General features: G+C 66.8%; 20 protein-coding genes. 7 read left to right on the top strand and 13 right to left on the bottom strand.

The features are described from left to right. Positions 1–61: 61 nt before the first annotated feature. Genes RXV90_RS17235 through RXV90_RS17265 form a run of 7 tightly spaced genes read left to right on the top strand, consistent with a single transcriptional unit; the run spans position 62 to position 5,289 of the window. Complete coding sequence (locus RXV90_RS17235) at positions 62–334, top strand: STAS domain-containing protein (protein WP_316650138.1); 273 nt, start codon at positions 62–64, stop codon at positions 332–334. Continuing rightward, positions 335–700 carry a response regulator gene (locus RXV90_RS17240; protein ID WP_316650139.1) on the top strand — a complete coding sequence of 122 codons (366 nt, stop codon included), beginning with the start codon at positions 335–337 and terminating at the stop codon, positions 698–700. Beyond that, on the top strand, positions 700–3,069 hold the full coding sequence (locus tag RXV90_RS17245) for a chemotaxis protein CheA (RefSeq protein ID WP_316650140.1): 2,370 nt from the start codon (positions 700–702) through the stop codon (positions 3,067–3,069). The genes RXV90_RS17240 and RXV90_RS17245 overlap by 1 nt, the downstream gene beginning before the upstream one ends. Before the next feature lie 47 nt (positions 3,070–3,116). Then, positions 3,117–3,566: a chemotaxis protein CheW gene (locus RXV90_RS17250; protein ID WP_316650141.1), complete on the top strand. Its 450-nt coding sequence runs from the start codon at positions 3,117–3,119 to the stop codon at positions 3,564–3,566. Beyond that, positions 3,563–4,480: a CheR family methyltransferase gene (locus tag RXV90_RS17255; protein ID WP_316650142.1), complete on the top strand. Its 918-nt coding sequence runs from the start codon at positions 3,563–3,565 to the stop codon at positions 4,478–4,480. Before RXV90_RS17250 ends, RXV90_RS17255 begins: the two co-directional genes overlap by 4 nt. A gap of 3 nt (positions 4,481–4,483) precedes the next feature. Beyond that, positions 4,484–4,870, top strand: a complete 387-nt coding sequence (locus RXV90_RS17260; protein ID WP_316650143.1) for a response regulator — start codon at positions 4,484–4,486, stop codon at positions 4,868–4,870. Positions 4,871–4,875: 5 nt separating this feature from the next. Continuing rightward, positions 4,876–5,289: a hypothetical protein gene (locus RXV90_RS17265; RefSeq protein ID WP_316650144.1), complete on the top strand. Its 414-nt coding sequence runs from the start codon at positions 4,876–4,878 to the stop codon at positions 5,287–5,289. 293 nt (positions 5,290–5,582) lie between these two features. Here RXV90_RS17265 and RXV90_RS17270 read toward each other — a convergent pair whose 3' ends face one another. The 13 genes from RXV90_RS17270 to RXV90_RS17330 form a co-directional block, all read right to left on the bottom strand. Then, a complete protein-coding gene (locus RXV90_RS17270; protein WP_316650145.1) occupies positions 5,583–6,113 on the bottom strand; it encodes a chemotaxis protein CheD in 531 nt (176 codons plus the stop codon). Continuing rightward, positions 6,110–7,201 (bottom strand): protein-glutamate methylesterase/protein-glutamine glutaminase, encoded by a 1,092-nt coding sequence (locus RXV90_RS17275; RefSeq protein WP_316650146.1) that lies wholly within the window; start codon positions 7,199–7,201, stop codon positions 6,110–6,112. The genes RXV90_RS17270 and RXV90_RS17275 overlap by 4 nt, the downstream gene beginning before the upstream one ends. After that, positions 7,198–9,234, bottom strand: a complete 2,037-nt coding sequence (locus RXV90_RS17280) for a PAS domain-containing protein (RefSeq protein WP_316650147.1) — start codon at positions 9,232–9,234, stop codon at positions 7,198–7,200. Before RXV90_RS17280 ends, RXV90_RS17275 begins: the two co-directional genes overlap by 4 nt. Before the next feature lie 103 nt (positions 9,235–9,337). After that, on the bottom strand, positions 9,338–10,948 hold the full coding sequence (locus RXV90_RS17285; protein ID WP_316650149.1) for an FMN-binding glutamate synthase family protein: 1,611 nt from the start codon (positions 10,946–10,948) through the stop codon (positions 9,338–9,340). A gap of 78 nt (positions 10,949–11,026) precedes the next feature. After that, positions 11,027–11,989: a cell envelope integrity protein TolA gene (locus RXV90_RS17290; RefSeq protein ID WP_316650150.1), complete on the bottom strand. Its 963-nt coding sequence runs from the start codon at positions 11,987–11,989 to the stop codon at positions 11,027–11,029. Continuing rightward, positions 11,986–12,372 (bottom strand): ExbD/TolR family protein, encoded by a 387-nt coding sequence (locus tag RXV90_RS17295; protein ID WP_316650151.1) that lies wholly within the window; start codon positions 12,370–12,372, stop codon positions 11,986–11,988. The genes RXV90_RS17290 and RXV90_RS17295 overlap by 4 nt, the downstream gene beginning before the upstream one ends. Continuing rightward, positions 12,369–12,755: an ExbD/TolR family protein gene (locus tag RXV90_RS17300; protein WP_316650153.1), complete on the bottom strand. Its 387-nt coding sequence runs from the start codon at positions 12,753–12,755 to the stop codon at positions 12,369–12,371. Before RXV90_RS17300 ends, RXV90_RS17295 begins: the two co-directional genes overlap by 4 nt. Beyond that, entirely contained in the window at positions 12,755–13,414 is a 660-nt protein-coding gene (locus RXV90_RS17305; protein ID WP_316650154.1) for a MotA/TolQ/ExbB proton channel family protein, read from the bottom strand. The genes RXV90_RS17300 and RXV90_RS17305 overlap by 1 nt, the downstream gene beginning before the upstream one ends. Next, positions 13,405–14,196, bottom strand: a complete 792-nt coding sequence (locus RXV90_RS17310; RefSeq protein WP_316650155.1) for a cobalamin-binding protein — start codon at positions 14,194–14,196, stop codon at positions 13,405–13,407. The genes RXV90_RS17305 and RXV90_RS17310 overlap by 10 nt, the downstream gene beginning before the upstream one ends. Next, positions 14,193–14,939, bottom strand: a complete 747-nt coding sequence (locus RXV90_RS17315; protein ID WP_316650156.1) for an ABC transporter ATP-binding protein — start codon at positions 14,937–14,939, stop codon at positions 14,193–14,195. The genes RXV90_RS17310 and RXV90_RS17315 overlap by 4 nt, the downstream gene beginning before the upstream one ends. Continuing rightward, positions 14,936–15,931, bottom strand: coding sequence for a FecCD family ABC transporter permease (locus RXV90_RS17320; protein ID WP_316650157.1), 996 nt, complete (start codon positions 15,929–15,931; stop codon positions 14,936–14,938). Before RXV90_RS17320 ends, RXV90_RS17315 begins: the two co-directional genes overlap by 4 nt. Beyond that, the gene (locus RXV90_RS17325) at positions 15,928–16,737 is read right to left on the bottom strand and encodes an ABC transporter substrate-binding protein (protein WP_316650158.1); all 810 of its coding nucleotides are present in this window, start codon (positions 16,735–16,737) and stop codon (positions 15,928–15,930) included. The genes RXV90_RS17320 and RXV90_RS17325 overlap by 4 nt, the downstream gene beginning before the upstream one ends. Then, the gene (locus RXV90_RS17330) at positions 16,724–18,592 is read right to left on the bottom strand and encodes a TonB-dependent receptor plug domain-containing protein (protein ID WP_316650159.1); all 1,869 of its coding nucleotides are present in this window, start codon (positions 18,590–18,592) and stop codon (positions 16,724–16,726) included. Before RXV90_RS17330 ends, RXV90_RS17325 begins: the two co-directional genes overlap by 14 nt. Between the last annotated feature and the right edge of the window lie 79 nt (positions 18,593–18,671).

Below are 18,671 nucleotides of genomic sequence, written 5' to 3' on the forward strand. Positions count from 1 at the left end.
GCATCACGGGAGTTTCCATGACTGTGCGATCGACAGCGGGGCGCGTGCGGGGGCGGATGCGATGACGGCAATCGAACCCGACATGAAGCTGGACCTGCGCGGATCAGAAGCGCTGGCCGAAGCCCTGCGCGCACGGCGCGGCGCGGATGTGACCATCAACCTGGCGCGGGTGGTGCAGTTCGGCGCGCATGCCGCGCAGACCCTTCTGGCTGCCCACCGCTCATGGGAGGCCGACCGCCACGCCTTTGTTCTTGAGGCGCCCAGCGCCGCCGTCGAAGAGGCCCTCAGAATCCTGGACCTCGACAACGAACCACCGTTTTCAGGAGAGATTTAGATGGGCATGACAGTTCTGGCCGTCGACGACAGCCGCACCATCCGCGACATGCTCAAGTACACGCTGACCCAGGCCGGCATCACCTCGCATTTCGCCGAGGATGGGGAAGAAGGCCTGACGGTGCTGGATACCGTCGAACCCGACGTCATCATCACCGATATCAACATGCCCCGGCTTGACGGGTTCGGCTTCATCGACGCGGTGCGTTCGCAGGAAACCTTCAAAGGCATCCCGATCATCGTTCTGACCACGGAAAGCTCGGCGGATCTGAAGGCGCGCGCCCGGAATGCAGGGGCGACGGGGTGGATCGTGAAGCCCTTCGATCCCGAAAAACTGATCAAGGCGCTGAACATGGTGGCCGGCTGATGTCAGACCCGATGCAGGAAATCCGCGACTCGTTCTTCATAGAGTGCGAGGAGCTGCTTGAGGCGCTGATGGACGCGCTTCAGAGCATGGAAGCGGGAGAACACGATTCGGAGACGATCAACGTCGCCTTCCGTGCCGTGCATTCGATCAAGGGGGGTGCGGGCGCGTTCGGCCTCGATCAACTCGTGTCTTTCGCGCATGCCTTCGAGACCGTGATGGATCAGGTGCGCAGCGGCGCGCTTGAGATCGACGGCACGCTGGTCAACCTGTTTTTTCAATGCGGTGACGCGCTTTCCGATCTGGTGCGCGTCGCGCGGGAAGACGACACGCTTCCCGCAGAGGATCTTGCCGGCCTTCTGGCGGAACTTGGCGCCTTGTCCGGCGAGGATCCCGACGCTGGCGGCGGCGAGGAGGAAGAGGTGACCTTCGAGCCCATGGGCATCTCCCTCGACCTGCCGGGGCTCGAGCTGGACGACGACCCTGCAGATGGCGGGGAGTTGGACGCTTTGCCGATTGTCGGGGGCGATCTGCCCCTTTCGGACGCGGCCGAAGGCCCGCGCAGGGTGCGCATTCATTTCACCCCCGAAGCGGGACTTTATCAATCCGGCAACGAGCCGCTCTTCCTGCTTCGCGCGCTTGCCGATCTTGGGACGGCGGAGATCCGGTGCCTGATCGGCAACTTTCCCGACATCGATTCCTACGGCGATGCCGCCAGCAGCCTGGCGTGGGAGATCACCCTGGAAACCGAGGCGAGCGAGGCCGAAATCCGCGAGGTGTTCGACTTCGCGCAGGGGCTTTGTGCACTCGACATCGCGGACGCGCCGCCGATGGATGACCCCGGTGCCGCAGGGGGCGACGGCGCGCCGGAGGCAACTTCAGCGGACCCTGATCAGGGGTCGGCGGAGGCATCCGCCGTACGTGCGGCGGATGCCTCCACCGGCCCCGAAACCATCGATGTGCCGCCCCCGGCGGACGGCGACGCGGCCACCGGCCCCACGCCCAAAGACTCCGCGCCCGATGCAGACGCCGAACCGGCCCCCCCTGCCCCCCTCAAGGACGCCGCGGCCCCCGCCGGGATCGAACCGGCCATGGCGGAACCGCCCGCCCCGCCGGAGGCTGCGTCGGCGGGCAAACCGCAAGGGGCCGGTGCGCCTGCGGCGAAGTCGAATGCCACCGTCCGGGTCGACCTCGACCGGATCGACCGGCTGGTGAACCTCGTCGGCGAGCTTGTGATCAACCAGGCGATGCTGTCGCAGTCGATTGCCGCCTCGGGCATGTCGGGCAACACCAAGATCGCCTCGGGGCTTGACGAGTTTCAGCAACTCACCCGCGATGTGCAGGACAGTGTGATGATGATCCGTGCCCAGCCGGTGAAATCGCTGTTCCAGCGCATGTCGCGGATCGTGCGTGAAGCCTCGGCCGCAGTGGGCAAGACGGTTCGCCTTCGCACCGATGGCGAAGGAACGGAAATCGACAAGACCGTGATCGAACGTCTGTCGGACCCGCTGACCCACATGATCCGAAATGCCGTGGATCACGGGCTGGAATCGACCGAGGCGCGCGTTGCCGCGGGCAAGCCGCCCGAGGGAACCGTCACCCTGACCGCCTCGCACCGGTCGGGCCGCGTCGTCATCGAGATCGCCGATGACGGCGGGGGGATTAACCGCGCGCGCGTGAAATCCATCGCCGAGGAGAAGGGCCTTATCCCACCGGGGCAGGACCTGAGTGACGGCAAGGTCGACAACCTGCTTTTCCTGCCCGGGTTCTCGACGGCGAAAGAAGTGTCGAACCTCTCCGGCCGCGGCGTTGGCATGGACGTTGTGAAGAACGCGATCAGCGCCCTTGGCGGACGGATCTCCATCAACTCGGAGGCCGGGATCGGTACGACCTTCTCGATCTCGCTTCCGCTGACCCTTGCGGTTCTGGACGGCATGGTCGTTCGCGTCGCCGGAGAGACGCTCGTCATGCCACTGTCGGCGATTTCAGAGACGCTGTCTTTGCAGAACGGGGATGCACGGCAGCTTGGCCCGTCGACGCAGGTGATCAAGGTGCGCGAGCAGTTCGTGCCTCTCATCGATCTGGGAACGGAGCTTGGCTATGCGCCACCGCGAACGGAATATGCGGGCGCAATTGTCCTGTTGATTTCGCAGGAAGACGGGAAGCGGGCCGCCCTTGTCGTAGACGGAATCGAGGATCAGCGTCAGGTCGTCATCAAGGGGCTGGCAGACAGCTATGGCCACGTGCCGGGCGTCGCTGCCGCGACGATCCTGGGCGACGGGCAGATCGCCCTCATTCTCGACCCCACCGATCTTCTTACCCATGCAAGCGGTCTGAGCCGGCCCGGCCCGGCGCTCGCCGCCGTCGGATAGAGTGTGAAAGGAACACCATGTCGACCCCAGCGTCCAAAGATGGTCCTGTGTCCGACCAGAGTGAAGTTGAGCTCCTGTCCTTTCGGATCGGAGAGAACGAGTACTCGGTCGACATCATGTCGGTGCGCGAGATCCGCGGCTGGACGCGGGCGACCTCGCTGCCCCATGCGCCCGACTATGTGCGGGGTGTGATCAACCTCCGGGGCGCGGTGCTTCCGGTGATCGATCTTGCCCTGCGTCTGAGCCTGGATGCCGAAGAGCCCACGGAGCGCAACGTGATCATCGTTGTCGATGTGCACGGCCGAAACATGGGCATGCGGGTCGATGCGGTTTCTGACATTCTTTCGTTCCCGCGCGAACACCTGCAGGTTCCGCCGGAAATGGATGCCGACCGGGATCAGGGGTTCGTTCAAGCCCTGACGATCCATGACGGCCGCATGATCCGCATCCTCGATCTCGCGATGGTTCTGCCCTCTCCAAAGGATGTCGCGGCGTGAACGGCCCATTCCCCAGAACCGGAACCGAAGGGGCCGTGGGATCACGATCCGACGGCGCGGCCGGGTCGGAGCTCAGCGAAAGAGAGTTCGACCGGGTGCGTCGGCTTGCACAGCGCGAAGCCGGCCTTTCCATTCCGGACGCAAAGCGATCCATGGTGCAGTCGAGGTTGAGCCGGCGCTTGCGCGCTACCGGCCATTCCTCCTTCACGGCATATCTCGACGAGGTGGAGGGTGCCGGCGATGGATCGGAACGCCTGAACTTGATCTCGGCCCTCACGACGAATGTTTCGCACTTCTTTCGGGAAGCACATCATTTCGAGACGCTGGCCAATACGCTCCTGCCGGACCTTAAGGCAAAGGCGCAGTCGGGCGAGGCGATACGCCTTTGGTCTGCGGGCTGTTCGACCGGCCAGGAGCCCTACACCATCGCGATGACACTTCTGGATCGCTGGCCCGATCTGGGGGATGCCGACCTGCGTATTCTCGCCACCGACATAGACCGGGTCGTTTTGTCGACCGCGCTCAAGGGCCGCTATGAAACCCGCCAGATAGCGGATGTTCCTGACCGGTTGCGGCGTGCGTTTCTACAGCCTGACGGCCCCGAACATGTGACGGTTTGCCCGGAAATCCGCCGCCTCATCACGTTTCGCGCCCTCAACCTTATCGAGACCTGGCCGATGCGCCAGAGGTTCGATGCGATATATTGCCGGAACGTCGTGATCTACTTCTCGGACGAAACCCAGCGAGAGCTGTGGCCCCGCTTCGCAGAGGCACTGCTTCCGGGCGGATGGCTGTTTCTCGGCCATTCCGAGCGTGTGACCGATCCCGAGACGCTTGGCCTGACACCATCTGGTGTCACCAGCTATCGCAAGACGACGATGACCTCGTTTTCCAATCTGCCTCACAAGGAGTAACCCATGGCTTTTCGCGACCAGCTTCGTGTACTTGTGGTTGATGATATGTCAACGAGCCGCGGCCTGATCACCCAAGCGCTCGAGAGTCTGGGCATTCGCAATATTGCGACTGCTTCTGACGGGACGAGCGCTTTGAAAACCCTCGAGGCATCGCCGGCGCATCTCGTGATTTCGGACTACAATATGCCCGGAATGGATGGGCTTGCGCTGCTTGAGCAGCTTCGCGGCGGCGCGCGCACTGCCGGCATCGGCTTTCTTTTGATTACCGGCCGCGCCGTTGCCGCCGTGATCGACAGGGGGCGCGCGCTGAAGATGAACAATTTCATAAAGAAACCGTTCCAGCCAGCGGATCTGAAGGCCGCGATCGAAGCGATCGTCGGGCGCCTCTAGTGAGCGTGAACAAGCATATACCGCCGGGTGCCACCTTAAGCCCGGCGGAGGTCGCACTGGAGGATGTGCTGCGCCGGATGGCACGAGAAATCGAGCAGCTTGCCGATGACAGCGATGCGTTGCAGAAGGTCATTGGCACCCTTGTCGGCGAAGACGGCGTACGGCTTGACGCGACCACGTTGCGTGACATTCAGAGCGCCGATCGCATTTCGCAGATTTTGCGCCGACTGGCGGATCTTGCGACCTTCCTGGTCGGCAGACTGCCTGACGGGATACGTGTGGATCCTTCCGAATTGCGAGACGCGGTCGTCTTGGACAGCCTCTCGGAACGGCTTCTGCACGACGGCTCTGGTTTGGCCCGGGCCGGATGTGCGACGCTCGAAGGTGAGCCCGCGGCGTTTCAGCGCCTGGACAGCTGAAAGCACCGGCCCGCCCGGTCAGATGCGGCATTCTCAAAACCATGCGTGTTCATTCGGCCCGCGACGCGGCATAAGGAGTTGGCCGGCCTGGACATCTTGAGAAGACGTGACTCGGACGGGCCTTGCGGGGCCGGGAAGAAGCTCCAGGCCGGCCCGGATCAGTCGTCACAGCGGTGGGACATGACCTTTCGCCTCACCCAACGCACCCCGGCAGACGGCACCGCTCTGCTTGGATTCCGATCTCGGGATCCGTGGCAAGCGACCAGGGTCTTGGCGTTTCCAGGACGCAGGGGTCAGAGCAATTCGAGCCCATTTGCTCTCTCGACAGGCCCGGTCTGTAATGCCGGCGCCTCGTCGGGTCGGACGAAACGCTGCTGAACCTGACCCGTCGCCGGCCAGAATCGGATTTGGCGGGCGCGTTGCCCGCCGGTGCTCTTCGCAAGGCAGGGAATCTGTTCGGTTTCCAGATACTCGAAGACGAATTTCGCATTCCGCTCCCCGATATCGGACAGCCCCGCCACGATCGACGCGCCCCCGAAAACCTTGGCACGGAGCGCACCGCGATCGGCGCCGCATTTCATCAAGGCATTCACGAGACGTTCCATCGAACAGGCACCGGCGCCGCGCGCCGCGATATCCCGCCCCGGACTTTCGGGCAGGAGAATGTGGTTCATGCCGCCAAGGCTCTGATCCGGAGACCAGAGGCAGACTGCGATACAGGAGCCAAGAATGGTCGTGATCACGTGGTCGGGCCGATCCCCGATCGCCTGCTCGCCCTGGGCTATGTAAACGCGCGTGGTGCCGGCTCCCAGCCGTGTCGTCATTGGCCCTCCCGCCCGGTAGAGGACCGGGCTCTGGCGGACGTGAGCTCGAGTATGGTCCGGCCAATCCGGTCAAGCGGAACGATCCGATCAACCGCGCCGGAATCGCGGGCGGCGCGCGGCATCCCGTCGACCACGCAGGTTTCCCCACTTTGCGCAAGCGTGACCGCACCGGACGCCTTCAGGGCCAGCATGCCCTCCGTGCCATCCCGTCCCATACCGGTCAGGATCACCGCAAGCACGTTCGACGCCATCTGCGTGGCGGAACCGAACAGCCGGTCGACGGACGGCACGTAAAGCGCCTCCCCGTCATCCGGGACGAGGCGGGTGCGGGGTACGCTGCGGCCCGTGATCTCGAGGTGATGCGTCCCGCCCGGCGCAAAGAGCACTTCCCCCTGGCGCGGGGTCTCGCCGCCTTCGGCGATCCGCACCTCCGGCGCCATGCGGCTGTTCAACCGCTGGGCAAGGCTGCGCAGAAACGCCTCTGGCATGTGCTGTGCGATGAAGACCGGCGGGCCATCCGCCGGAAGGGGGGAGAGAACGCGTTCGATTGCATCCACGCCGCCCGTGGAACTGCCGATCAGGACGGTGCGCCCGTTCCATCGGAACGGCGCATCGGGCAGTTGAACCGATCCGGATGCGGTGCCATCCGTCACGCCCGCTTCCTGCCCGCGCGCAACGACCCGTGCGCCGGCCGCGCAATAGATCGTTTCCACGAGGCGCGACCGCAGGATCGGATCGGCCTGTACGCGCGCCACATCGACGCAATCGATCGCACCTATCGACATGGCGCGAATGGCATCCGCCGATTTCTCCTTCGTACGCGTCGACACCATGACCACCGGCATCGGCCGGAGCCGCATGAGGCGCTCCAGAAACTCGAGCCCGTTCATGCGCGGCATCTCGACATCGAGGGTTATCACATCGGGACTGAGCGCCTTGATCTTTTCGCGGGCCTCGTAAGGATCCGCGGCCTCCCCCACAACGGTCAGTCTTGGATCGGCCTCGATCGTGGCCCTGAGAAGGGCCCGGATCGTCCGGCTGTCGTCGACCAGCAGGACGGTCCGCGGCGGCTGTGTCATTACGGTCATGTGCGTCCCTCTCCAGCGGCATAGGGCCAGGCCGGCCCGAGATCCGGTGAGACGAGCGACCAGGACGGTTTCCTCTCCGGAACAAAGACAAGGATCAGGCTCTGAAGCCTGCCATCGATATCCCGCACCCGGTGGAGGGCGACGCGCGCTGTATCGGCGTCCTGCCCTCCCTTCGGTGCAATTCGAAACGCGGCATCGCCGTTCAGCCCCGATTTGAGATCCGCCCAATCCGTGAACTGCGGCGCGTCCGGCTCTTCAGGCCAGGCGCTCAGGATGTGGTCCCAATGGGTGCCGAGCACAAGAGACCGGTCCGGCCCCGCGAGGGCCCGAAACGGCGCATTCATCTCGACAAGGCGGCCATCGGGCGAAAAGGATGCAAGCGGTGTCTGCGTTTCGAGAACCTGCGACAGGGCGTTCTGCTTCTGGCGGTCCGTGATGTCGGTCCAGGACAACAGCATGCCCACGACTTCCCTCAGGGAGTCGCGGATCAGCCCGCAATCGATCTGGAGATGCGCCGAGCCGAGTTGCAGGTGCTCGGTCACCAGCTCGGCCTCTTCCAGACGGCCGCGGACGGACCGGCTGCCGGGAAACAGCAATTCAAGCGGGCGGCCGATGGAAAGTTCGGGCGTGAAGTCGGGAACATGCCTGTCCAGGGCGATGCGATGGGCCCGCAGGAAGGCGATCATGCGGGCATTCACATAGATGATTGTCAGATTGGCATCGACAAGCATGAGCGCGGCAGGGCTCTGCTCGAAAGCCGCGCCCTTGAAAGCGATCTCGCGTTCGTAGCTTTCCGCCTCAAGCAGGGTCGCGCGGAAACTGTCCAGTCGCCGCGCGATCTGGCCGATTTCGTCATTCCGGCGCCGGTCGGGAATATCGGCAAGGTAATCGCGGGAGGCCACCAGCCCCATGGCCTCGTCCACCCGCAGAAGCGGCCGGCTGATCCCCCTTGCCAGAAGCACGCCGAAGATGGTGACGAGCGACAGAACCATCGCGCCTTCAACCAGCATCTTGTCGCGCAAGACCTCGGCCGGTGCGAGGATCTCGCCCCTGGCCTGCTGCACATAGACGCCGAAATACCGCCCCAGGATATCAAGCGGCACATGGGCACTGACGATCCCGGCCCCATTCGGCCCTTCCTGCACGATGATCTGGCGGCCGCGCCCGAGATTGCGGCGTTCGGCATCGGGCGCCGGAATGCGCCCGGTCAGCGCCGGGGCCACCCTGCGCAGTACGCTGATCCGTCCTGAATAGGCATCGGTCAGGAAGGCTTCCCCGGTGCGCCCAAGGCCCGCCGGGCGCTGCATGATCTCGTCGATCCGCGTGATTGAGACCCTGACCGCCAACACCGCCTCGACCGTGCCGAACGGGCTGGTCACCGGAAGCGCGAAGATCGCGCTGCGCGATCCCGGCGCGGCGGGATCGATCAGAAACTCGGTCATGACCTCGTCCATCGTGCCGCCCTGGACAAGCCGGACGGCCCTGACGAGCCCCGCCTGGCCGACAGGAAAATCGTCGATGTCGGTTCCGAATTCCTCGGTCTTCGCGACCGAATAGACGATCCGCCCATCGGGCGCGATCAGCAGAATGTCCTTGTACCGCTGCGCCTGGGTCTTGGCCCGGAAGAAGCGATGATACCGCAGGTGCACGAGGCTGTAGGCAGACCGGTCATCGGCGCCGTTGAACTGAAGGCGCTGCGACTGCGGATTCGGGTTATCGTCTAGATAGAGGCGGCGGAGCTCGTCACGCGCATCGGGCCCGTGCAACTGCCAAGCCGTGACGAAGGCCCGCGCAGCATCGAGGATCACCGGATTTTCGCGCATACCCTTCAGATCGGCCCGGATCGCATCGAGTTCGCGCCGCACCTCGGTCGCGCGGCTTTCGGCAACCGCGAGAAGCCGGTCTTCGCCCGTCACCATGATGGTCGCACGGGTGTTCGCCGTCGCTATCGCCTCGGCCCCCAGGATGGAGATCAGACCGATCAGCACGATCACCAGGGGGAGCTTTACGCCGATGCTGATATTGTTGAACACGCGCGATCCCGACCTGACAGAAGAGGCCCCGGAGCGGTGCCCCACCTCGCGCGACTGTTTGGCTGCTTCAGGTGAAGAATTGGATGAGCCGGCCCATTTTCCCCTATTCCGGCGGCGCGAAACTCCGCGGATCCGCGCGCGTCCAGCGGTCGAGATAGCCCCCGCCGGCCTCTTCGCCCCGGATCAGAAAGCCCTCGGGAAGGTAGGGAAAGGCCTCGTTTCCGGTGACCATTTCGCCGGAATTCTCGCGCTGCATGATGTGGTGAGGCTGGAAATCCCGCGGGTCGTCGAGGCCCGCCGCCCCCGCCATCTCGGCCAGCGCCTTCAGCGTGTTCTTGTGGAATCGCGCCACGCGGTGCGACTTGTCGGTGACATCGAGCGCACGCATGCGCATCGGATCCTGCGTGGCGACGCCCACGGGGCAGTGATTGGTGTGACAGGCCTGCGCCTGGATGCAGCCCACGGCAAACATGAACCCGCGTGCGGAGTTCGCCCAGTCGGCGCCCAGGGCGAAGGCGCGCGCGATGTCGAAGGCCGAGATCAGCTTGCCCGCCGCGCCGATGCGCACCTTGTCCCTGAGGCCCGCGCCGCGCAGGGTGTTGTGCACGAAGGTCAGCCCCTCGACGAGGGGCATGCCCACGTGGTTGGCGAATTCGAGCGGGGCGGCGCCCGTGCCGCCCTCCTTGCCGTCGACGACTATGAAATCGGGGACGATGCCGGTTTCGATCATCGCCTTGACGATGCACATGAATTCGCGCCGGTGGCCGATGCAAAGCTTGAAGCCCACCGGCTTGCCGCCTGATTTTTCACGCAAAAGCCCCAAGAACTCCATCATCTCTATGGGTGTCGAAAAGGCGGAATGGGCGGCCGGCGAGATGCAGTCGACACCCATCGGCACGCCGCGCGCCTCGGCGATCTCGGGAGAGATCTTCGAAGCGGGAAGCATGCCGCCATGGCCGGGCTTCGCACCCTGGCTGAGCTTCAGCTCGATCATCTTGATCTGGTCGAGGGCGGCGGTGTCGGCGAAGCGTTCGGGGTCGAACGCCCCCTCTGCCGTGCGGCAGCCGAAATAGCCCGATCCGATTTCGTAGATCAGATCGCCGCCGCCTTCGCGGTGGTAGCGGCTGACCCCGCCCTCGCCCGTATCATGGGCGAACCCGCCCATCTTCGCGCCCGTGTTCAGCGCGAGAATGGCGTTGGCCGAGAGGGCGCCGAAGCTCATGGCAGAGATGTTGTAGAGCGAGGCGTCATAGGGCCGGGCACAATCCTCGTTTCCGATCTTCACCCGGAATTCCTTGTATTTCAGGTGCTTGGGTTGGATCGAGTGGGTAAACCAGGCATAGCCCGCATCATAGACGCGCGCCTGGGTTCCGAAGGGGCGTTTGTCTTCCTGTCCCTTGGCGCGCTGATAGACGAGGCTGCGGTCTTCGCGGGAGAATGGTTCTTCGTCGCGGTCGCTTTCGATCAGGTATTGGCGGATCTCCGGCCGGATGCCTTCGAAAATGAAGCGCATGTGGCCGAGGACGGGGTAGTTCCTCAGGATCGCGTGTTTGCGCTGCGTGACGTCGTAGACACCGACAAGCGTAAGCCCGCCGAACACGAGGGCCGGAAGCCAGAACCAGGTGCTGACGCCAAGAAGCGCGAGGCTGACCACGGTCAGGACCGCAACGCCGGCAAAGGTCAGAAACCGTTCGTATTCCTGGAAAAGATGCATGGCCGCGCGCTCCCCGTCCGTTTCCCCCACTAGAGCGGGAGGCAAAGGCCCGCGCAAGCCCGGAGCCGGCTTGCGGGCCTAGCGGGTGAAACTTGCCGGAAGCGTGAAGGTGGCGGTCGGGGCCGCGAAGCCCTCGGGCGCGGGGGGCAGACGGCCCGCGCGCTGCACCGCCGACAGCGCCGCCTTGTCGAGGCGCGGATCGCCCGCGGATTGAACGAGGCTGACTGACTGCACCCGCCCGTCGCGGGCGACGACAAGGCGCAGGGCGGCGCGGCCGGGGGCCCAGTCGCCGCGCGGGCTGAGCTTGCGGGCTTCGATGCGGGCGCCGATCGCCGCACCCCAGCGGGCGATGAGCGCGGGGTTCGAAGACACGGCGTCTTGCGAGGCTTTCTCGGGCAAGAGCGTCGTGGCCGCCCGGCCCGCGACGGCGCCCTCGCCGGTTCCGGCAGCCCGGAAGGCAGGGCGCGCGAGCGGGGCCGCGGTGGCGCGGTCGGGAAGCGCGCGGAACGGTTCGGGCGGGAATGGGGCCGCCGGGGTGCTGCCGGGTGGCGTCATCGCGGCCAGTCTTGTACCTGCGCCGAAGGACAGAGGGCGCGCCTCGGCTGCAGGCAGCGCCAGGGGCGCTTCCGCGAGGGGGACCGCAGGAGCAGGCGGGGCGGGCAGAATGGCCTGAAGCTCTGGCCGGACGGTCAGGGCCGCGGGAAGCGCGATCTCTGCCCTGTCTGGCGGACTGTCGGTACGCGGCATGGCCGGCGCGGCGGAAGGTGCCGGGGCGTCGGCGACGATGCCGGGCGCCTCTGCCAGGGTTTGGGCGGGCGCCGCCTGGCGCATGGGCGTCTCGGTGGTGGCGGATGGCGCGGTGTCCCAGTCGGCGACCGCCTCGGCAAGCCCCGGAAGGGCCGCAAGGGTGATCCCGCTCTCGCCCCCTGCCCCCGCCGTCGGCGGCACACCGGGCAGGCTTTCCGCGACCGCCACGATCACCGCGGCATGGGCCGCGGCCGCGAGGCCGACGAAGACGGCCGTTTCAACGACCCCCCTCACGGCGTCACCGTAAGAAGCCGGGTTTCGAGCACACCCGCCTCGGCGAGACGCACAAGAAGGCGCGCGAGTTTCACCGCCTCGAGCCCGGCATCGGCCCGCAGATCGAGCACGCCCTCGCCCGAGGCCGTGACCGCCGCGTCAAGGGCCGCGTCGCCCCGCAGATCGCCGAAGGCCATCGTGCCGCCCGCATCGATCGTCAGCCCGTCGCCCGGGGCCCGGCCATCCCCGCCGGCCTCCGACGCCGGCAGAGACACGTCGAGCGGTGGCGGCGCGGCGATCACCGCGGACATGAGGAAGAAGATCAGGAGGAGGAAGACCACGTTGATCATGGGCACCACGGCCTCGCGCACGGGCCGGCGGCGGGAGGCGGGTACGAACCTCATGGGCGCGCCTCGACGATTGCAAGCCGTGTGAACCCGGCGCGGTCCATCAGATCCATGACATCGAGAAGGCGCTGCAGGTCGACGCCCGGATCGGGCCGGATGACGATGGGATCGTCGCCGCTCTCGGTCAGGCGGACGAGGTCGACGAGCATCGGTTGCAGATCCATCGTGACACCGTTGAGCCGCAGATCCCCGGCGCCGACCTCCACCAGGCGCGGCGGCCCCTCCCAGCCTGCCCCGCCGGTGGCGAGCGACACCGGCACCGGGCGTTCCACCCCGAAGCGCGCGACCAGCATGAAGAAGACGAGCAGCAGGAACACCACGTCGATCATCGGCGTCAGGCTGACGCCGCGGCGGGTGCGGGGTATTCCGAAGGCGAACATCAGCCGATCCCCTTCTGGCCGCCGCCCTGAGCGGGGCCGCGGGTGAAGACGACGGTGGCCACGTCTTCCATATCCGCCTGTATGCGTTCGGCGATGCTTTCGAACCAGGCGCCGGCCATGGCGGCGGGGATGGCGACACCCATGCCCGCGGCGGTGGTCAGAAGCGCCTCCCAGATCCCGCCGGCGAGCGCGCCGGGATCGGCCTGATTGCCGGAGGCCTGAAGGGTCTGGAACGCCTCGATCATGCCGAGGACGGTGCCTAGAAGGCCAAGAAGCGGCGCCACCTGCACGATGAGTTCGAGCGTGCGAAGCCCGGCGCGCGCCTCGCGCAGTTCCGCCAGGGCAAGGCGCGTCACCTCTTCACGCGCGTCGCGGTCTTCCAGCTTCGGGTCGCGGCGGAGCGCCATTGCGACCCGCGCCACCCGCGCGCGCAGCCCGCGCTTGCCGCGCAGAAGCGCCTCCGCCCCCACCAGATCGCCCGCGACCCAGGCCGAAATCGCCGGATCGACATCCGATCCCGCCCAGGCCCCCATCCGCAGAAACCGCCAGAGCCGCCAGAGGATGAGGGCGAGCGTCAGTACAGACAGCGCCGCGATCAGCCACAGAACCGGGCCGCCGCGTGACAGGAACATTCCCGCCGATCCTTCGATCAGGTCCATGGCGCACTACCCCAAATTGCCGCCCGGATCGCATCGAACCCGTCGGTCAGCGCCGCGGGCCCCGGGGCCAGGATGAGGGGCGACTTGATCTCGACGATCCGCCCTTCCCTGACCGCTGGCACTCTATCCCAGCCGGGCCGGGCCGCAATGCGTTCCGGCCTGACCTTCTTGCCGCACCATGAGGCGAGGATGACATCGGGCGCGGCCGCGATGACCTCTTCGGGGTCGAGAATCCGGGATTTCGCATCCGGCGCGCGGGCGCGGTCGGCGAAGACATCCCGCCCGCCTGCGCGTTCGACGAGTTCCGAAACCCAGCGGATGCCGCAGATCGGCGGATCGTCCCATTCCTCGATATAGACGCGGGGAGGCGAGGCGGGCGTCATGCGATCGCAATCTGCCAGGCGCGCTTCGAAGGAGGCCGCAAGCGCCTCTGCCCTGTCGCCTGCCCCGACCAGTGCGCCGAGGGTGCGGATCATGCCCAGAATGCCCTCGACCCCGCGCTGGTTGAAGGCGTGGACGGCGACGCCTGCGCGGATCAGCTCCGCCGCGATATCGGCCTGAAGATCGGAGAAGGTGAGGACGAGATCGGGCTCGAGCGCAAGGATCTTCGGCACATCCGCCGAGGTGAAGGCCCCAACCCGGGGCTTTTCGCGCCGCACGCGGGGCGGGCGGACGGCGTAGCCCGTGACGCCCACGATCCGCGCCTCCTCTCCCAGGAGGTAGAGGGTTTCGACCGTCTCCTCTGTCAGGCAGACGATGCGGTCTGGCGGGAAGCGGTTCATGGGCAAAGCTCCGTCACCTGGAACGCGCCGTCGCGGAACGTGCCTGCCACGCCGAAGACGCGGGCCACGTTATCCGGTGTCAGAACATCGGCGGGCGGGCCGTCGGCGGCGATCCGGCCCTGTTCCAGAAGCACGAGCCGGGTACAGGCGCGGGCCGCAAGCGGCAGATCGTGAAGCGAGACGAAGACGCCCTTCCCCGCGCGCGCGATGTCGCCGAAGGCGCGCATCGTGCCAAGCTGATAGGCGGGATCGAGCCCCGCGATCGGTTCGTCAGCAAGAAGAAGCGGCGCCTCCTGCGCGAGCGCCCGGGCGATGAGGGCGCGGGCCTGCTCTCCCCCGGAAAGCTCGGTTGCCGGGCGGTGGCGGAAGGCCTCGAGCCCCATGGTGCCGAGCGCCCGATCCACCGCGGCCTTGTCGGCCTCGCTCAGGGCCGATCCTCTGGGGCGCCAGGGCATGCGCCCCAGGGCCACCAGCGTTTCCACATCCACGGGCCAGGCGATTTCGCGCCCCTGGGGGAGCCAGGCGGCCGCGAGCGCCCGCGCCGCCGGAGCCAGGGCCGCGATCGAAGCATGGCCCTCGGACGGCAGGAGACCGAGCGCGGCGCGCATCAGCGTGGTCTTCCCTGCACCGTTGGGCCCGATGAGGCCAACGACCTCGCCCGCGCCGATCTTCAGGCTCGCCCCGTCGACGATGCGGACCGGGCCGCGCATGACGAGAAGGTTTTCCAGCGTGAGAAGCGTCATACCGCCGTCTCCCGCCGGGTTCTGAAGATCAGGTGCAGGAAGAGCGGCGCACCGACGATGGCCGTGAGGACGCCAAGCTTCAGATCCTCGTGCGGCAGGATCACCCGCACGGCGATATCGGCCGACAGCACCATGGCCGCGCCGCCAAGTGCCGAGGCCGGCAGAAGGGCCGAGGGCCGCCCGCCGACGGCCCGGCGCAGCAGATGCGGGACGACGAGCCCCACGAAGCCGATGACACCCGCCACCGCCGTCACCGCGCCGACGGAAGCCGCGACGCCGAAGACGAGCGCAAGGCGCGCCTGTGCGAGGCCAAGCCCCATCGCGGCCGCCGCGTCTTCGCCAAGCGTCAGGGCATCGAGGACGCGGGCCGTGGTGGCGATGAGGCCCGCGCCGATCAGAACGAAGGGAAGCGCGATCCAGAGATGGGTGAAGCTTCGGTCCGCGAGGGATCCCATCATCCAGAAGATGATTTCTCCCGCCGCGAAGGGGTTGGGCGAGAGGTTGAGGACAAGCGAGGTGAGCGCGCCCGCCAGCGCACTGATCGCGATGCCCGCGAGGATCAGGGTGATCGAGCCGCCGCGCGGCCCCGCGAGGATCAGGATCAGAAGCACCGCGACCGCCGCCCCGAGAAGGGCGGCCAGCGGAAGCGCCAGCGTGAAGGCCCCGGCAAGCCCGGTATGGATCGCGATCACCGCGCCGAGGGATGCGCTGCCCGACACGCCGATCAGCCCCGGCTCGGCCAGCGGGTTCCTGAGGTATCCCTGCATCGCGGCCCCGGCGAGCCCGAGGCTCGCGCCGGTCAGTAGCCCGAGAAGGGCGCGCGGCAGGCGGATCTCGCGCATCACAAGCGCGAGCGGATCATCGCCACCCGCGAAAAGGGCCGAAAGGGCCGCGCCCGGGCCGATCCCCGCCGGACCGATCAGAAGCGAGCCGAAAAAGAGCAGGACACAGAGGGCGGCAAGGCCCGGGAACAGGCCGCTCCGCGCGGTCATTCCCTGAGCCCTTCGACGGCGGACAGGATGTGCGGCAGGCCGCAGACCCAGCCCGCATCGGTTTCGGCCCGTGCGGCGAGGTGATCGAGGGACGGATGCCCCATCACGTCTTCCGAGCGCGACACCCCGGGAAAGCGTTCGCCCGTCACGACAAGATCGGGGACCGCGAGGACCAGCGTTTCAAGCGGCAGGTGCCCGCCGGTGGAAAGCCCGATCTCGTCCGCAATGTTCCGGTATCCCGCGAGCGAGAGGATGAGGTCGCTGAGCTCCCCCGTTCCGGACGTGAATCCGTTGGCGTGGTAGGTGGCCGCCCTGCCCCGCGGCGCCGCCGCGGCGCTGGCCGCGAGGCGGGCCACGTCGTCGAGAAAACGGTTCGCCATGGCCTCCGCCTCCGGATCCCGGCCCAGAAGCGCGCCCATGCGGCGGATCTGCCCCGTGATCTCCTCCGGCGTCGCCGCGATCCCGAAGCGTTCCACCCGAACGCCGAGGCGTTCGAGCATCGCGGCCGTCGCGGGCGTCGTCCAGGCCCCCGCCACGACGAGGTCGGGCTGGAGGAGGAACACATCTTCGGCTAGCCCCCGGTTCGGGGGATAGGCCGCGGCGTCCGCGACCATGGCCGAACTCATGGGATCGCGTGCGAGATAGGAGACGGACACAAGCTGGCCGGGGGCGGCCAGCATCATCGCAAGCTGATCGGTGCACAGGTTGATCGACACCACCCGGCCGGGCGGCGTTTCGGCCCCTGCGGCAAGGCCCGTAAAGAGCCATGCCGCAAGCGCCAGGGATATCGCCCTAATAGCTGGCACGCAGCCCCACATAGATCGCGCGATCCGATGTGCCGTAGCCAAGGATCGTCTGGTAGGCTTCGTCGGTCACGTTCTCCACCCGGAGGTAGGCTTCGAGCCCCTCGCGGAACTCATAGGCGATCTGGGCGTCGACGACCGTGAAATCCGACAGCGACGTGCCTGCATCGATCAGCCCGGTGACGTGCTGCATCGTTGCCGTCGCCGTCAGCTCGTCGGTCAGCATCGCCTCGATCCCGAGGACGAGATCATGTTCGGGCACCCGCGCGAGCGGGGCGCCGGTGGCGCTTTCGGCATCGGTATAGGTGTAGGCGCCGTTCAGCGTCACGCGTTCGCCGATCGGAAAACTGCCCGCGATCTCGATCCCGCGCCGGTGCGAGGTGCCCGGCACGTTGATCAGCGTCGACGGCGCCCCGAACTGAAACGTCACGAGGTTCTCGATATCGAGAGCGAAGACCGTGGCGCTGAGCGTGGCGCCGTTGGCGAAGATATGGTCGACCCCAAGCTCCATGCTGCGGCTTTCCTCTGGCTGGAGCGCCGGGTTCCCGATGAAGTTGAAGATCAGGTAATCGCCGAAAAGTTCGTCGATCGAGGGGGGCCGGTAGCCGGTGGAGACAGCGCCCCGGATGACGGTGCGTGCGCCCGGACGGTAGGCAAACCCGAGGCGCCCCGTCGCCTCGCCGCCGAATTCGGAATGGTCGTCGAAGCGGACGGTGCCGGTGATGTCGAGCGCATCGCTCGCCGCCACCACGGCCTCGGCGAAGGCGCCGTTCGTGCGCACCGTCGTCTGCCCGCCAGGCGTGTTGGCGTAGCGCGCGTCTTCTTCCTGCGCCGAGAAGCCGAAGCTGAGTTTGACCGCCGAGGAGACCTGGCCCGTCGCCCGGTAATCCGCGGCAAGGCGGCGGCCGTCGAACGTGCTGGTGAAGCCCCCGCTGGTGCTGTCGCGGCGCACCCGGTAGCGGGAGAGCGACAATTCATGCTCCCACGCCCCCGCCTCGTACAGGCCCCAGAGGCGCAGGCCCTGTGCCTCGCGTTGCTGTTCGTCGTCCGGGGTGCCGTCGATCGGAAGGAAGGGCGCGACGAAGCTGAAATCGTCGAATTCCGCACTGCCGTCTTCGACGAAGCCGTTCACGCCGAGGGTCAACGCCTCGGTCACTGCGGTTTGGGCGCCGAAGGTGATCCGCGTCCGGTCGAAGCCGTCGGCCTCGGTATTGCCCTGATCCTCGTCGGCGGCGGAAAACCCGTCGGACTGGGCGTGGCTGATCCCGAAGGACAGGATCGTGTCCCCCGTCCGCTGGGTCATCGCATAGTCGGCGCTGAACGTCCCGTGGCTTCCGGCCTCGATCCGCGCGGTCTGGCTCAGCCCTTCTGGCGCCTCGTCGCCCGCGACGGTCGAGATGTTGATGACGCCGGCCACCGCCGTACCGCCGTAAAGCGCGCCCTGCGATCCGCGCAGGATCTCGATCCGGCGCACGCCGGACGTGGTGAGCCCGCCGAAATCGTCGAACTGGGTTTCGGTGAGCGACGGGTCGGTGACGAGAATGCCGTCGACATAGACCGAGACATAGCGCGAGCGGGCGCCGCGGATGCGGATATCGGCCGCGGTGCCCTGCGGCCCCTGCTGCGACAGCGCGATGCCGGGAAGGCGCTTGAGGAAATCGGTCAGTTGCAGGTCGCCCGCCTCGGTCAGTTCCTCGCCCTCGATCACCTCGACGGAAAAGCCCGCGCGTTCCGCCTCGGTCGTACCGGCGTTGGCGGTGAAGATGATTTCGTCGAGTTCGAAGGCCGGGCCGGATTGTGCCAGGGCGGACGTGGACAGAAGAAGCGTGGCAAGGCCCGCTTTGAAGAGTTGGTGCATCTATGCCCCCATAGTGCTTCGGCGGACGGATCCGCTCGATTAATCAAGCCATTGGAAAGATGCACTTTCCTCCGACGGT

This window comes from Ovoidimarina sediminis (assembly GCF_032586175.1).
Classification (GTDB): domain Bacteria; phylum Pseudomonadota; class Alphaproteobacteria; order Rhodobacterales; family Rhodobacteraceae; genus Ovoidimarina; species Ovoidimarina sediminis.

Excerpts from the sequence above, each read along its gene's own strand:
- RXV90_RS17295 (WP_316650151.1), bottom strand. The coding sequence starts at position 12,372 with ATGAGGTTCGTACCCGCCTCCCGCCGCCGGCCCGTGCGCGAGGCCGTG.
- RXV90_RS17310 (WP_316650155.1), bottom strand. The coding sequence starts at position 14,196 with ATGAACCGCTTCCCGCCAGACCGCATCGTCTGCCTGACAGAGGAGACG.
- RXV90_RS17315 (WP_316650156.1), bottom strand. The coding sequence starts at position 14,939 with ATGACGCTTCTCACGCTGGAAAACCTTCTCGTCATGCGCGGCCCGGTC.
- RXV90_RS17285 (WP_316650149.1), bottom strand. The coding sequence starts at position 10,948 with ATGCATCTTTTCCAGGAATACGAACGGTTTCTGACCTTTGCCGGCGTT.
- RXV90_RS17260 (WP_316650143.1), top strand. The coding sequence starts at position 4,484 with ATGGCTTTTCGCGACCAGCTTCGTGTACTTGTGGTTGATGATATGTCA.
- RXV90_RS17300 (WP_316650153.1), bottom strand. The coding sequence starts at position 12,755 with ATGTTCGCCTTCGGAATACCCCGCACCCGCCGCGGCGTCAGCCTGACG.
- RXV90_RS17245 (WP_316650140.1), top strand. The coding sequence starts at position 700 with ATGTCAGACCCGATGCAGGAAATCCGCGACTCGTTCTTCATAGAGTGC.
- RXV90_RS17320 (WP_316650157.1), bottom strand. The coding sequence starts at position 15,931 with ATGACCGCGCGGAGCGGCCTGTTCCCGGGCCTTGCCGCCCTCTGTGTC.
- RXV90_RS17270 (WP_316650145.1), bottom strand. The coding sequence starts at position 6,113 with ATGACGACACGGCTGGGAGCCGGCACCACGCGCGTTTACATAGCCCAG.
- RXV90_RS17330 (WP_316650159.1), bottom strand. The coding sequence starts at position 18,592 with ATGCACCAACTCTTCAAAGCGGGCCTTGCCACGCTTCTTCTGTCCACG.
- RXV90_RS17235 (WP_316650138.1), top strand. The coding sequence starts at position 62 with ATGACGGCAATCGAACCCGACATGAAGCTGGACCTGCGCGGATCAGAA.
- RXV90_RS17275 (WP_316650146.1), bottom strand. The coding sequence starts at position 7,201 with ATGACCGTAATGACACAGCCGCCGCGGACCGTCCTGCTGGTCGACGAC.
- RXV90_RS17305 (WP_316650154.1), bottom strand. The coding sequence starts at position 13,414 with ATGGACCTGATCGAAGGATCGGCGGGAATGTTCCTGTCACGCGGCGGC.
- RXV90_RS17240 (WP_316650139.1), top strand. The coding sequence starts at position 335 with ATGGGCATGACAGTTCTGGCCGTCGACGACAGCCGCACCATCCGCGAC.